The following is a 14,739-nucleotide window of genomic DNA, read 5'->3' on the forward strand; positions in this document are numbered from 1 at the left end:
GATTGTCCAATCAAGGCTATAATAGGCATTATTTTCAATTTACCTGCGGAAATTAAGCAATAAAACGTGTGTAAAAGTGAAAAACAACCACCTGAATTCCGGAAACAGGAGTAATGTCTCTCCCTTGTTTTTGTAATCCTTCGTCCACCCTTTTTAGAACCCTGCGTTAAAGAATTGGGGGATGAAACAGGCATATTTTCTGCTCTGTTTTCCTGCTGGATAAATACGGCCGTAATGCCTTTTATTTGCTAAAAATACGGTTGATTCCAAGATATTGAGCGGTCGTTATTGGCGAACATTTTTGGAGGATGTGTGGACTGTATTGACTGAGAACGGCCCTCTCTGGGCTACTGTATGGACACATCCGGGGTGCTGTTGTCACCGAGATCTCCCTCTCCTTTGCGGAGGAGGGGGATACCGGGTTGTTCACTACTTGGGATAATGGCGATGGTGTTCCTGACAAGAAGAAGTCCTCCATCTTTGTGGAAGGATATGGAGAACATATCGGTCTCGGCCTCTATGTGATCCAGTCCATCCTCGCTGTTACCCGGCTCACCATCGAGGAGACCGGTGTCTACTCCGAAGGAGTTGCCTTTGCAATTACAATACCAAAGGAGAACTACCGATTCGATGAACCGGCCCCCCTCAAGGGATGAGCGGATTGCCTGTCTGAGGCAGGAACCAAAAATTTCCCATCTATGGTTGTTTTTCTCTTTTGAAAAGTAGGTGTCCGGTCTCTCTCAGGTGAAGTCCAAAAGAGGTCTTCAGATGGCGTGCACAGAATAATCTGCATGCCCTCCAGATGTCTGCCAAAAAAAGGAATTATTTCTTTGCTTTGCCCTGATTTGCGACGGCCTGCATCGCTGCATTGACTGCATCTTCGTCGCCGAGATAGTATGACCGGATGGGTGTTAAATCTTCATTAAGTTCATACACAAGTGGCATGCCGGTCGGGATATTGAGCTGTGAAATGTCCTCATCAGAGATGCCTTCAAGGTTTTTTACCAGCGCCCGCAGGCTGTTGCCGTGGGCAGCGATGAGGACATTTTTCCCTGATTTTATAGCCGGTGCAATCTCATCATTCCAGATCGGAAGGAAGCGGGTGACAGTGTCCTTCAGACATTCGGTGAGGGGTATTTCATCTGGTGAAAGAGTGGCATAGCGGGGATCGTTTACCGGAGATCGTTCGTCATCCGCCGCAAGGGGTAGGGGTGGAATGGTGTAGCTTCTCCGCCAGATGAATACCTGTTCGTCACCGAATTCAGCTGCGGTTTCTGCCTTGTTTAAGCCCTGCAGGGCACCGTAGTGACGTTCGTTCAGGCGCCAGGAGCGGTGCACGGGAATCCACATCCTGTCCAGTTCATCGAGGGTGATCCAGAGGGTCCGGATGGCCCGTTTCAAAACAGAGGTGTAGGCAACATCGAAGGTGAATCCCTCACGGCAAAGCAGTGCTCCTGCCGCGTGGGCCTCTTTGAGTCCTTTTTCAGAGAGGTCAACGTCGGTCCACCCGGTAAACCGGTTTTCCCGGTTCCATTCACTTTCCCCGTGGCGTAGTAATACCAGTCTGTACATGTATCAGAATTCTCCTGAATATCTCTTGCCGGGACAAAAAAAATACCTTGCCATCCTGCCCGTTCACTTTTGGGCCACTTTTTCCCATCCGTCCGTGAGGAATGCACCCCCCCCAAGGGCATTCAGGTGATCAAAAGCGTGATGAGTGGGAGAGTAATGAGTGACAGGATGGTTGTGAGAAATACCCCTTTGGACGCGATAGTGGCATCTACATGATACTCTTCAGCAAGCATCACTGCATTGGCTGCAACCGGCATTGCCGCAAGAAGTACCGGTATGCCTAACAGGAAGGGTCCTTCCACAAAAGGCCGGAGTATAAGAAAGACTGCCAGGGGAATGACACAGAGACGCAGTATGGTGATGACCCAGATTTTTTTGTCCGTAAAAATTCCCTCAATAGGCATCGTTGCGAGGAGTGCTCCTACAACGACCATCGCAAGCGGGGTGGTGGTGGTGCCAAGGAGTGTGAAGACATCAGCGAACGGTGATGGGATATGGACCTGAAGGGCGAAGAGAACAAGTCCTGCCACAGATGCGATGAGCCCTGTATTCAGGAAAAGTTTCGGGTCGAGATACCGGCCCATGTCGGGTCTGAGCATCAGAACGCCCACTGAGAAGAGCAGGATGCTGAATGTGAGATTGAATATGGAGACATAGAAGATGGCTTCAGGCCCGAATACCGCTCCTGCAACCGGGATGCCCATGAACCCGAGGTTTGAGAAGACAAGCATAAACCGCATCACGCCCTGTTCCAGGTCGGATTCTGCGATGAACCGGGGGATGGTGAAGGCAATTGCGAAGGAGACACCATAAAAAACCGCGATACCAAACAGGATGCCACCCGCGTTGGCTACCAGTTCCGCGGTGAGAGGTACCTGCATGGCCATCAGAATCAGAGCAGGCAGGCTCACATTCACGACAAACGAAGAGAGCCCACGGGCTCCGTCCGGGCCAATAACGCCAGTGCGCCTGCAGAGATAGCCAACACCCATCAAAAGAAAGAGTATGATGATGCTCTCTGCAATTACCGCGATGCTCATATGTCCTGTACAATCTGTGACCGGATACAATACACTTTACGGAAAAGACAGGGACAAAAAAAAGAGAGATTACCGGCGGATAACCACCAGTGCTGCGGCACATCCGAAAATTGCCATCATTATCCCGAATCCGGGAACCGGTGTGGCAGTCGGCGAGGTTGTGGTTACCGGAGCCATGGTTTCTGTTTCCGGCATTGTTGCAGGCATAGCAGTTGTTTCTTCCATGACCGGTGTTGTGGCAATGGCTGACTCAGGAGTGGTGGACACTCTGGATGCAACACTCACGGATTTAATGAAAAAGGAAGAAACAGGCTGTGGACCCATAACCATTTCAGCATCCGGACAGGATGATGCAGGTGCCTCACCTTTGATGAAGAGGATCTGCAGGTACTGCTGGTTTCCTGTCTCTGCTGCATCCCATGTCTCTGCTGGAAGCAGTGTCTCTGTTCCGACGTCTGATACTGTGTATTCTTTGCTGTTTGAGTCATACGCGACGGTTTTTGTGGTCACGTCCACCGAATTAGCGTAGCAGACCGACCCTACACAGGAATCACACTTTGGGTCTGCGGTATATGTGACCTTGTAGTTGCCGACAAATGGTGCCACCATGGCGTTCGGGTCGCCGACCATCCAGCTGACCTGTTTCTGGGTGGACTGTTTTGATCCGACAAGACCGATTGCAATCCATGTTTCACCGCCCATCAGGGTTCCAACAACTTCATCCCCCTGATTAATGTTTTCAAAGAGCTCGTCAAATGTTGAGGTCCCGAGGATTGTCACCGGGTCGACCGGTGCAAACTGCTTCCCGTCCCACTGTGCAGATATCTTCACATCAAGAGCGCCTGACGCCTGATCCGCCTTTGTTACTTTTCCCAGATAAATCTCTTCCAGTTCAACTGCCGCTGCGGGCATCACAATACACATTGCAATGAGAAGAATGATTAAAAATTTCATAATATGCTGTCTTGTCACTATAACACACCTCCACCGGGTTGGACATTATCTCCGGCCCTGTGTTATTCTTCAGATACTACTTCTCTCTATAATAACATTAGGTACTAATTTGGGCCTGAATGGATATGGTGGTACATTCCGGTTTGTCTGGGGGGACTGGTTCGTTGACTGAATGAATCACCTTCAATGGTGTATATTTGGCATTCTGATGGATATGCCTCTGGTGGCGTATCTGTCAGGAATTCAGGAGAAAAAAAGAATTATTCATTTTTTTTCATTTTTTTCCGGGCGTCATCGAGGGCTTCGTTAATGGCCTTCTCCATTTTCTCTCCTGCCTTTTTTGCCTCTTTTTCGACGTGTTCACGTCCTTTTTTGGTGCCAAAAAGAGTCTTTCCAAGGCTTGTTACATTGTTCACTGCACTGGAGACAGATTTTCGGGCTGTACTGATTATCTCTTCAATATCGACCTCAGGTTCGGTCTTTTCTTCCTCTGCACCGGGTATTGGTTCTTCCACCCATACTCCTTTCTCAAAATGTCCTCGTGTTCCTGCCATTGTATATCAGGGAGATATACTCGTTTGTGCCTAATAAGGGCATGTGTCGTTTCAATGTGACCGGTTTCATCCCGGAGATGTTCTGGTAGTGTAGCGGGTCACGAATGAGAGAATCTCCGTTTATGACTTCGCTGCAAAAAGAGGGTATTTCTCCGTTAAAGGTATGGCAGGGAGAAGAACCGGGAGTAATCATAACCGAAGAAGAAGGAGGCAATAACGAATGAGCAGACTCCGGTGAGGAGAGTAGCAGTGATGAAGACAGGCAGCACCGGCACAGGCACCTCGGTTGTGGTATAGGCACCCAGACGGACATTCTCAGACCAGCCGTGGATGATGATATCGTTCCGTCATCCCGTCAACCCACCGGGATGACATCAAACCTGACCTATGTGTGAGGGTCAGCCGGGCCGATGACACCAGTATGCCTGCAGAGAAAGCTGCCACCCATTAAGAGAAAGAGGATGATGATGGTCTCTGGTCTCACCGCGAGATACATATGTCCAGTACAATCGGCGAGCGGATACAATACGCTTTGTGGAAACAACAGGGACAAAAAAAGAGAGAAAGAGATTATCGGCGGATAACTACCATTGCTGCGATACACCCGAGAGCTGCTACCAATACACCGAATCCCGGGGTTGGTGTGGGGGTCGGGGCTGCCGTAGTTGCAGTGGCTACAGGAGTTGTGGCCTCTGTTTCCGGCAGTGTTGCCGGTACAGCGGTCGTCTCCTCTGTGGTCGGTACTGCAGACGCGGTACTCATTGATCTGATGAAAAATTCTGAAACCGGTTGCGGACCTATAATCATTCCACTCTCCGGGCAGGCTGATGCGGATGCTTCACCTTTGATGAAGCGGATATTCAGGTACTGTTGGTTTCCTGTTTCCAGTGCATCCCATGTCTCTAATGGCCGCAGAGTCTCTGTTCCGACGTTTGATTGTGTATACTCCTTGCCGCTTGTGTTATATCCGATGGTCGTCGTGGTCACGTCCACTGAATTGGCGTAGCAGACCGACCCTGCACAGGAGTCACACTTCGGGTCTGCGATATACGTTACTCTGTAGTTGCCGACAAATGGTGCCACCATGGCGTTCGGGTCGCCGGCCATCCAGAGTAACTGTTTCTGGGTAGACTGTTTGGACCCTACGAGGCCGACTGCTATCCACTTTTCACCGCCCATCAGCGTGCCGACAACTTCATCCCCCACTTTGATGTTGTCAAAGAGCACGTCTAGTGTCGATGTACCTATAATAGTCACCGGGGTGACTGGTGCAAACTGCTCTCCGTTCCATTGTGCAGATATTTTCACGTCAAGTGCCCCTGACGCATTATCTGCTTTTGTTACTGTACCGAGATACATCTCTTCCAGTTCAACTGCCGCTGCGGGCATCACAATACACATTGCAATAAGAAGGATGATCAGGACTTTCATCATATACTGTCTTGTCAAAATGACACACCCCCACAGGGCAGCATGTATCCTGCAATCCTGTGTTGCGTTTCAATACAATCCGCCTCTATAATAACTTTGGGTGCATTTTTTGGACAAAATGAAATCAATATGATGTTTCTGTGGTCCACCCGTTTTAGATAGTTCTCTGGCAAAAGGAAAACAATTCTGCGGGAATGCACTGGTATCCGTGATTGTCGGTATTTCTTCTGGTCAGGGGAAAAAAGAATGCAGGTGACTCTCGCTCGTATCATGTTCCCGTGAACCACGGGTGAGCAGAACCGGCAAAAATGATGAAAATTATTCTGTCTTTTTCAGCATCTTTCGTGCATCTTCAACGGCCTCGTTTATCACCTTTTTCATCTTATTTCCGGCTTTTGCGGCCTATTTTTCCAGATGATTACGTCCTTTTTTGGTACCGGAGGGGCAGCCTCCATGAGGGTGCCTTCATGTGCTTGGCGGAAGAATGCCGCAGGTTTCAGGAGAACAACTGCTGTCCGTAAGATGAATTCCTCTGCATAAACAGGACGGGTATCTTTTCTCAGGAGCAATAATACTACGTGTGACAGGAATACAGACTGTTACCTCATCAGGAGGGAAGGCAGGGTGACAACTTCGTCAAATGGAATGATGATTTCAGAGAGATAAGCATCTATTTTTGCCATACCCCTGACATGAGCGTCCATGTCCCGTGTCAGGGCGCTGGTGAGGAAGCGGACGGCCTCTGCTGAGGTGACCGAAACCGGCACCGGGACTTCGGTAGTAGTATATGCGCCCAGACGGACATTCTCTGCCCATCCATGGATGATAGACCGTTCAATCGTCCCTTCAACCGGGATTACATCGAATCTGACCTCCGAAAGGGTCAGATGGGCTGGTGCACGGGATGTGACAGCGACCGTTACTATCCCTCCGATGGATGCGAGCGAGACGTTTTTGATGGAGATGGCCCGCACAGACACTGAGCAGAGACGGGAGAGATCCATGAATAATGGTGATATGGAGTGCCGGGTTAAATAAAATTCCGTTCGTGCACTTAGCGGTATATAGCAGAGAGTGCGACCCGTTCGGCAACAAGCTCGGGGAGCCGCTCGCACCCGACGGTTGATAATTCTGCCTCACCGATTGAGAATTCCTCCATCAGGCGTCCCTTTTTTTCTGCATTTATATCCTCTGTACTTGCAGGAGGGGTGGAATACAGGGAGAGGCTTGGCAGGCAATCAATCTCATCTGTGGTGCTCTCCTTTGCAGGCACTACCACAATCCAGAGTGGCATGGTCCCTTTCTGTGCTCCAAATTTGGCGGCAACACTTGTCTGTCGGGTTGCTGCCACCCAGAGGAGTACCTCCATTTCAAAAGAGCGGGCAATGGGATTTTTATCTGTAAACCAGGTCCGGCAGGCATGAGAAAGTGCTGTTTTTATGTGCAGACGGCCGGCGATTTTGTCTGCATTCATACAGATAATATGAGCGTCGAGACGGTCGGCTGCGGCACGTACGGCCACAAGAAAATCCTGAATGTCTATGATCTCTGCATCGGCGTAAAGGAGAGCGTAGGTGGGCATGAGTGGGCTGGTTGTGTTATTCATCGGTCTTCTCCCCGAACGAGAAAATGGACTTTTGTGCTCCGGAATCTCTTTTTTTCTCTGCATCGGAATATTCTGTGCTGTTTTTTGCAGGGGTTCCGTTAATCTGGTTTTCCGGGTGGTCACTGCCACCTGCCCGTGCAGTCATCCGTTCGGATGCGATATCCCTGCGGCCGGTTCCCCGTCTCACGGCTTTGGCTGCGCGGATGATACTCTCTGCAGTCCTGCCACCCACAATTTTGCCAACCACGGATGGGTCTGCTGCTGCGAGTAATTCGGGGCCGGTGATGCCATTTGTGAAGAGTCGCCGTGCTCTGACCCGACCGATGCCTTTGACCCGCACCAGAGGAATCAGCTCACGCCGGATGCCGTGGCGTACCCGGAGGGTGGTCTCCTCAATTGCATCGCGGTGTTCAGGTCCCACAAGCCGTGCCAGTCTCCCGGAGGCATGCAACAGCCAGCCGATACCCTGGACTGCATTGAAGATATCCCCCGGCCCGACTCCAAACCGGGTGCATATGGTCTCGTCACCAATTTCATCTGTCCAGTCAGAGAGGAGCATCGCTGTCTTGAGGCTGCGGAAGAAATCCTCCATTTCGTCATAGGAAAATTCTGTCCTGAACTCCTCCTCATGTTCATAGAAGAACTTCTCAAGCGTGCCGAGGTCATTCTTCTTCACATAGAGGGTAAACATGTCAGGCGTCATGCAGAGCAGCTGGAGGAGGGCAAGATCGGTGAGCTCCCCTTCTTCCCGGAGGGCTGTTGTGATAATTTCGGCTGAATGTGGGTCGATATAGAGTCTGCTTGTCAGATCCCCATATTCAGTTGCATCCAGCATGCCGGAGAGGTCAGTAATCATCTCAGCTTCGGTGAGAAACACGAGTGCATCGTCCAAGGTCCGGGTGAGAGCTTTTTTTCCCGTGTGCTGGTATGCATAGAGGGTCTTCTCCAAAAATGTCATCAGTTCATCGTGGGAATGGGCATACCCGGTTGCGATGAGTGAGAGAATGTGTGCAGTGAGAACCCCTTTTTCCCCACAGCGGGATGTAACATCTTCGTCCGGTGCCTCGACATACTCTTCGTGGAGGTCATTTACTGCATATTCTGCCTTTGCGATCAGAATTGCTTCACCATAGGGGTCGAGGTGTGGCCGGCCTGCTCTCCCGGCCATCTGGCGATATTCCCGCACCGGAATGGGCCGCATCCCTTCACCACCGGAGTAGCGCAGGTAGTCGCGGATTATCACCCGGCGGGCCGGAAGATTCAAACCGGCTGCGAGTGTGGGAGTCGAGGAGATGGATTTGATAAACCCTGTCCTGAATCCCTCTTCGACGAGTGTCCGCTGCATCCGGTTCATACCCGCATGGTGGAATGCAGCACCGTTTCTGACACACGCGGCAAGCACCCGGCCCATATCTGTTTCAGCAGCTGCTTCCAGTTTCTCAGCAATACTGTCCAGTACTGCATGGTCACATTTGAGTGCCGCTGCCGCCCGTTTTGCGTAACCTTCTGCATTACGCCGGGATGAAACAAAGACGAGGCACTGGCCCCCTTCTGCCACGCAGTCAAGGAGCAGATTGATATCTTCGGTCTTTGCAGGAGCGGGAATTTCCTTGTCCTCATCGTCAAAGTAGATGGTATTGCGGTAGCAGATGCCTTCCCTGAGGTCCACCGGACGCCAGTCTGAGGTGATGAGTTCAGCACCCAGCCACCCGGCGAGTTCCTTCGGGTTGCCGATGGTGGCGGAGAGGCCAATTACCTGCATGTCGGGGGAGGCATGCCGTAGTTTGGTGATCACCATTTCAAGAGTGGGGCCACGGTTTTCGTCATCGATGAGATGCACCTCATCGACCACAAGACAGGTTACCTGGGAAAGCCAGGGGGCACCATTTCTGAGAAGGGAGTCTACCTTCTCTGAGGTGGCGATGACGATATCATTTGCACCGAGGCGTTTTTCCTTCTGATCATAGTCTCCGGTGGCAACACCGATTGTGGCTCCCTTCCCTGCAAATTCATGGGCTTTTTCGGTTGCAAGTGCCTTCAGAGGCACGATATAAAGGGACCTGCCGCCTCGTGCGATAGCGGCATGCATTGCCATCTCAGCAATCAGTGTTTTGCCGGATGCAGTAGGAATGGCGACCAGCAGATCTGCTCCTTTGAGAAGGCCTTTTTCTATGCACTCATTTTGAGGTGGGTACAGAGATTCGATGCCTTTGTCCTTGTAATACTGAATAAAAGTATCAGGCAAGGATAAATCAAAAAGTTTCAAAGGCACCCCTTCTTTTCCTGTGTAAACCTAATATAATTAGTTTATTCACCTTAATATGGCAGAAAACGGGTATATGCATTCCAGTGGAAATCATCCATCTAATCCTGTATTGTTCAGATTTCAGGGATTTTGTGTCTTTTATGGGATGCGCCATCCTCAAAAAAATTTGTGATGATAGGGGTCAGTAATAATAGTCAAGCATATCGTACTTGGCTTCTTTTTTCTTGCGGTCTAAAAAGGAGAAGACCGTTGCGTGTGGCAGACCTTCAACGAGCATCTCAACTGCGGTTCGGGCATTTTTCACCTGATCAATCATGCCAATGATGGCAACGGTTTTGCCCTGTACCGAGAGTATTGCACCGGACATATCTTCGATCTGTTCGCGTGCCCGTCCTTCCTTGCCGATAATCCTGCCCCGGAGACGTTCCATCTGCTTTGGTGTGCTGCAGACGTTGGAGAGATCCAGGATGTCAAGCATCATATCTTCATCCTCAAAGATGGTGGCGGCCCGTTCGGGTGAAAATCCCCGGTTGATGGCACGCACCATCTCTGTCGTTCGGAGAACCGCTATTGCGTCCTCTCCTTCAATTCCGACAAGTCCATCCTCTGAATCTATGGTGAGTTTGGTGCCGGTCTTTTTTTCAATACCATATTTTGTTTTTCCGCCTTTCCCGATGAGAACCGGGATGCGGTTGGCGGTGATTTTTATCTCAGTGGTGGTCATGGTGGGTATTCTCCCTGAGTAGCACAGTATAATGGGGTGTGGAAGGGGATAATGGTTAGCGGCAAGGGGGGTTCTGCGCGCCGGGTTCTGGGGTAAGAGAATGAATCCTGTGTAATTCCATATTTCAACCGCAATCCATATATTGATTCGGAACATTGGGCGCCCCTCTGGCTGGAACCCAACCATTCATGTAAGCTGGATACAAAAAGGTTTATGTATTCGGAAGCGATCATTCGATCATCTGAATCTCCCGGAGTTGCCATTTCATGGAAGAAACCCAGGAAAAAGAAATACATAAAAATATCAAAGTCAGTGTAAGGAACCTTACCAAAATTTTTGGTAAGCGTCCTGAAGAAGCCCTTCGCCTTGTTGAAAAGGGAAAGAAAAAGCAGGAAATTTTTGAAGACACACAACAGACTGTTGCGCTTCGATCCATTTCTTTTGATGTATATGAGGGTGAACTGTTCGTTCTTATGGGGCTTTCCGGTTGTGGAAAGTCAACCCTTCTGCGGTGCATCAACCGTCTTATCGAACCAACCAGTGGAACAGTTGAGATAGACGGAGTGAATATCGTTGAGATGGATGAGGACGAGCTCAGGCAGGTACGGCGCACGAAGATTGGTATGATCTTTCAGAATTTTGCTCTCCTCCCTCACCGGACGATCCTTGATAATGTGGGCTTTGGCCTTGAAATTCAGGATATGTCACTTTCAGACCGTGAAAAAAAGGCTCGGGAAGCAATTGACCTTGTCGGACTTTCCGGGTATGAGGAGAGTTATCCCTCAGGCCTCTCCGGTGGGATGCAGCAGCGTGTCGGGCTTGCCCGGGCTCTTGCAAGTGATGCAGACATCCTTTTGATGGATGAAGCGTTCAGCGCACTTGATCCAATGATCCGCCGTGATATGCAGGATGAATTGATTGAACTGCAGGCACGGCTGAATAAGACGATTATCTTTGTCAGCCATGATCTGGATGAGGCACTCAAGCTTGGTGACCGTATCGCACTTATGAAAGACGGGATCATTGCCCAGCTCGGAACTGCAGAGGATCTTCTCCAGAACCCTCGCTGTAATTATGTGGAACGGTTTGTTGAAGACGTCAACCTCTCCCGTGTGCTTGTCTCAAAGGATGTGATGAAGCGCCCTGAACCCCTTTTGCCTCCTGATTCCGGACCGAGAAATGCGCTTCGTCTGATGGAGGAGTACGGTATCTCCAGCATATTCGTTGCAGGAAAGGATCGGATATTCCGTGGCCTTGTGACTGTGGACGGCGCTGTTGACGCCAAGAAACGTGAAATTCCTCTCCGGGATGTGATGATTACAGACACTCCCACGGTTCTGCTGGACACCCCGGCACAGGAACTGATGCCGATTATGGCGGAGACTGCCTATCCGGTGGCGGTTCTTGACGATGTGGGAAGAATAAAGGGGCTCATAGTACGGGGATCCCTTCTTGCAGGCCTTGCCCGGCTGGAGATTGAGGTCTGATGTCTGACATACTACCGGTCGGCGAGGTGGCTGAAGCAGTCGTCGCGTGGATCAATGATACCTTCGGGTGGCTACTGGACTGGATAACTATGGTTATGGATATGCTGGTCAGTGGTTTTCAGGACGGCATGGCAGCCATACCTCCCGTGCTTCTCATCGTAATATTTGCAGTTCTTGCATACTTGCTTACCAGAAAGAATCTCAAAATTTCGCTTTTGACCCTCTTTGGGTTGCTTTTCATCTATCTTTTGGACCTCTGGCCCGAGACCGTCCTGACTCTTGCCCTTGTTCTCACCTCCACATTTGTGACGCTTGCGATAGCCATCCCCCTGGGGATTCTTGCCTCACGGTATACATTGGTCAATGCGGCGCTTCGACCCGCCCTCGATCTGATGCAGACAATGCCATCATTTGTATACCTGATTCCTGCGGTCATCTTCTTTGGTCTTGGGAATGTGCCGGGGATGATTGCAACCATCATCTTTGCGATGCCGCCTGCCATTCGTCTGACCAACCTTGGTATTCGGCAGGTTCCGGTCGAGCTTATTGAGGTGAGTGAGGCGTTTGGAGCAACTGAGTGGCAGAAACTCATGAAAGTCCAGCTTCCGGTTGCATTGCCTACGATTATGGCAGGTGTTAACCAATGCATCATGCTTGCTCTTTCAATGACTGTCATTGCAGCAATGATCGGAGCCGCGGGTCTCGGGCTCAATGTCCTGATTGGTATCCAGCGGGTCGATATCGGTGGCGGGTTCGAAGCGGGCCTGTGTATCGTTATCATTGCCATCATCCTCGACCGGATCACGCAGAATGTGATCAGCTCAGGTCAGCAAAAAGAAATATGACCATATTTATATGGTCATGGATCATGTTTTATCGTAAGTCAGTTCTTAACCGGTTCCCAACGGTTTTGTTCTGACATAATGGATGTGTTTATTTGGTAAATTCGAATTTGAAAGGACTTTTACTTATTTTGTTAGTGTTATTCAGTGTAATTTTTGTTGCCGGCTGCACGGATGAAGCCGGTTCTCAAACAACCGAACCCGGAGCCGAAGCCGCAAAAGAGGTCTCCATCGGCTATGTTCTCTGGGATTCAGAGATCGCAAGTACCAATGTATTAAAGACTGTATATGAACAGGCGGGCTACGATGTTGAGCTCAAGGCCGTTGACGCAGGTCCCCTGTATCAGGGACTGGCCGATGGTAAGGTCGATATGAGCATCTCTTCATGGATGCCAGCTACGCATGCAAACTACTGGGATACCTATGGGGACTCCATTGACATGGTGGGTCAGAATCTCCAGGGAGCAAAGGTCGGGCTTGTTGTTCCGACATATGTGACCATCGACTCGATAGACGAGATGAACAGTGTCGCAGATAAGTTCGATGGAACCATCACTGGCATCGAGCCAGGTGCAGGCATCATGGGAATGACCGAAACTGTAATCGAGAACTACAGTCTTGATTACACACTTCTCGCGTCATCGAGCGCTGCCATGGCCGCTGAGCTCAGTGGTGCATATGCAGATGGTAACTGGATTGTCGTCACCGGCTGGACTCCGCACTGGATGTTTGTCCGCTTCGACCTGAAGTATCTCGAGGACCCTCAGGGAGTGTACGGCGGCGAGGAGTACATCGCAAGTCTTGCCCGTATGGGCTTTAAAGAAGACAATCCCGATGCATATGCCATCCTTAAGCGCTTCTCATGGAAGGCCTCTGATATGGAATCTGTCATGCTTGTAGTCGAAGGCGGCGCAACCGCAGAGGATGCCGCACAAGCATGGGTAGATGCAAACCAGGACACTGTTCTGTCTTGGATCAACGGGTAATTACCCTAACTTTTTTTTTTGTTAATCGCTTATTCATCTCTCGTTATCCATATCCATCTGAAATTGCAGTGAACTATATGCATATATGGACTTCAGTCATATTTTTTTACAAGTCAATTTTGAATTGTTATATCCAACGATTTTCTGACTTAATGGATGTGTATATTTGCTAAATTTTAAATCAAAAGAAATTTTACTTGTTTTGTTAGTTTTACTCAGTGCAATTTTGGTTGCTGGTTGTACAAATGATGCAGCTGATTCTTCGACAACTGAACCCACAAAAGAGATCTCCATCGGCTATATGCTCTGGGATACAGAGATTGCAAGTGCCAATGTAGTAAAGAAAGTGCTTGAACAGGAAGGTTACGATGTTGAGCTCAAGGTCGTTGCTGTTGGTCCTCTGTACCAGGGGCTCGCTGATGGTAAGGTTGATGTGACTGTCTCGTCATGGATGCCCACCTCGCATGCAGCCTATTGGGATACCTACGGTGACTCAATTGATGTGATAGGTACGAACCTTGAGGGAGCAAAGATTGGTCTTGTGGTCCCGTCGTATGTAACCATCGATTCAATAGACGAGATGAACAGTGTCGCAGACAAGTTTGATGGCAAGATCACCGGCATCGAACCGGGTGCAGGCATCATGGGACTGACCGAGAAGGCAATTGAGGAGTATGGTCTCGACTACACACTTCTCACATCATCGTGCTCTGCCATGGCAGGTCAGCTCACCGGTGAATACGCAGATGGCGACTGGATTGTTATCACCGGCTGGACACCCCACTGGATGTTTGTCCGCTTTGACCTGAAGTACCTTGAAGACCCCAAGGGTATCTACGGTGCTGAGGAGCATCTCGAAACTCTTTCCCGCACAGGCTTTAAGGAAGAAGATCCTGAGGCATATGCCATTCTTGAGCGTTTCCACTGGACTATTGATGATATGGAATCTGTAATATTTGCAGTTGAGGATGGCGCAACCGCAGAGGATGCCGCACAGGCATGGATAGATGCGAACCCGGACACCGTTAATTACTGGATCAACGGTTAATTTCCCCTGTTTTTTCTTTTTTTGTAGTGTTTGACATAGGAGCTGCTGCCTTGCCTCCCTGTTTTTTGTAACTGTATACCCACCCTTTTTGAGTTCATTTTTAGGGGAATCTGAGGATAAAATGGGCATATTTTCTGATATTTTTTGCTGATGGAAAAATACGGCTGTAATAATCGTTATTTGCTTAATAAACGGATGATCGTGGACTATTGAGGGGTCGCCGTTGATG

14 protein-coding genes are annotated in these 14,739 nt (G+C 49.8%); 5 read left to right on the forward strand and 9 right to left on the reverse strand.

The features are described from left to right. The first annotated feature begins 422 nt into the window (after window positions 1-422). A complete protein-coding gene (locus L0665_RS07225) occupies window positions 423-656 on the forward strand; it encodes a hypothetical protein (RefSeq protein WP_274925023.1) in 234 nt (77 codons plus the stop codon). Window positions 657-822: 166 nt separating this feature from the next. On the opposite strand, the gene gpmA is transcribed toward L0665_RS07225, so the two are convergent. The 9 genes from gpmA to L0665_RS07270 form a co-directional block, all read right to left on the reverse strand. Continuing rightward, window positions 823-1,572 (reverse strand): 2,3-diphosphoglycerate-dependent phosphoglycerate mutase, encoded by a 750-nt coding sequence (gene gpmA, locus L0665_RS07230; protein ID WP_274925024.1) that lies wholly within the window; start codon window positions 1,570-1,572, stop codon window positions 823-825. A 122-nt stretch (window positions 1,573-1,694) separates the two neighbouring features. After that, on the reverse strand, window positions 1,695-2,612 hold the full coding sequence (locus L0665_RS07235; RefSeq protein ID WP_274925025.1) for an AEC family transporter: 918 nt from the start codon (window positions 2,610-2,612) through the stop codon (window positions 1,695-1,697). 69 nt (window positions 2,613-2,681) lie between these two features. After that, window positions 2,682-3,566, reverse strand: coding sequence for a hypothetical protein (locus tag L0665_RS07240; RefSeq protein WP_274925026.1), 885 nt, complete (start codon window positions 3,564-3,566; stop codon window positions 2,682-2,684). Between the two features lie 260 nt (window positions 3,567-3,826). After that, window positions 3,827-4,120 (reverse strand): hypothetical protein, encoded by a 294-nt coding sequence (locus L0665_RS07245; protein ID WP_274925027.1) that lies wholly within the window; start codon window positions 4,118-4,120, stop codon window positions 3,827-3,829. A gap of 570 nt (window positions 4,121-4,690) precedes the next feature. Next, window positions 4,691-5,569: a hypothetical protein gene (locus tag L0665_RS07250; protein WP_274925028.1), complete on the reverse strand. Its 879-nt coding sequence runs from the start codon at window positions 5,567-5,569 to the stop codon at window positions 4,691-4,693. Window positions 5,570-6,150: 581 nt separating this feature from the next. Continuing rightward, window positions 6,151-6,555 carry a hypothetical protein gene (locus L0665_RS07255; protein WP_274925029.1) on the reverse strand — a complete coding sequence of 135 codons (405 nt, stop codon included), beginning with the start codon at window positions 6,553-6,555 and terminating at the stop codon, window positions 6,151-6,153. Between the two features lie 50 nt (window positions 6,556-6,605). Next, window positions 6,606-7,157, reverse strand: a complete 552-nt coding sequence (gene cgi121, locus L0665_RS07260) for a KEOPS complex subunit Cgi121 (protein WP_274925030.1) — start codon at window positions 7,155-7,157, stop codon at window positions 6,606-6,608. Continuing rightward, window positions 7,150-9,429 (reverse strand): ATP-dependent DNA helicase, encoded by a 2,280-nt coding sequence (locus tag L0665_RS07265; protein ID WP_274925031.1) that lies wholly within the window; start codon window positions 9,427-9,429, stop codon window positions 7,150-7,152. The genes cgi121 and L0665_RS07265 overlap by 8 nt, the downstream gene beginning before the upstream one ends. A 175-nt stretch (window positions 9,430-9,604) precedes the next feature. Then, entirely contained in the window at window positions 9,605-10,147 is a 543-nt protein-coding gene (locus L0665_RS07270) for a KH domain-containing protein (RefSeq protein ID WP_274925032.1), read from the reverse strand. A 266-nt stretch (window positions 10,148-10,413) separates the two neighbouring features. Between L0665_RS07270 and L0665_RS07275 the strand changes: the two genes are divergently transcribed. The 4 genes from L0665_RS07275 (at window position 10,414) to L0665_RS07290 (ending at window position 14,510) form a co-directional block, all read left to right on the forward strand. Next, complete coding sequence (locus tag L0665_RS07275) at window positions 10,414-11,634, forward strand: quaternary amine ABC transporter ATP-binding protein (protein WP_274925033.1); 1,221 nt, start codon at window positions 10,414-10,416, stop codon at window positions 11,632-11,634. Continuing rightward, window positions 11,634-12,479, forward strand: a complete 846-nt coding sequence (locus tag L0665_RS07280; protein WP_274925034.1) for an ABC transporter permease — start codon at window positions 11,634-11,636, stop codon at window positions 12,477-12,479. Before L0665_RS07275 ends, L0665_RS07280 begins: the two co-directional genes overlap by 1 nt. A gap of 134 nt (window positions 12,480-12,613) precedes the next feature. Beyond that, complete coding sequence (locus L0665_RS07285) at window positions 12,614-13,462, forward strand: glycine betaine ABC transporter substrate-binding protein (RefSeq protein ID WP_274925035.1); 849 nt, start codon at window positions 12,614-12,616, stop codon at window positions 13,460-13,462. Between the two features lie 226 nt (window positions 13,463-13,688). After that, a complete protein-coding gene (locus L0665_RS07290; RefSeq protein WP_274925036.1) occupies window positions 13,689-14,510 on the forward strand; it encodes a glycine betaine ABC transporter substrate-binding protein in 822 nt (273 codons plus the stop codon). Window positions 14,511-14,739: the final 229 nt, after the last annotated feature.

This window comes from Methanogenium marinum (genome assembly GCF_028912405.1).
In the GTDB taxonomy this organism is placed as follows: Archaea; Halobacteriota; Methanomicrobia; order Methanomicrobiales; family Methanomicrobiaceae; genus Methanogenium; species Methanogenium marinum.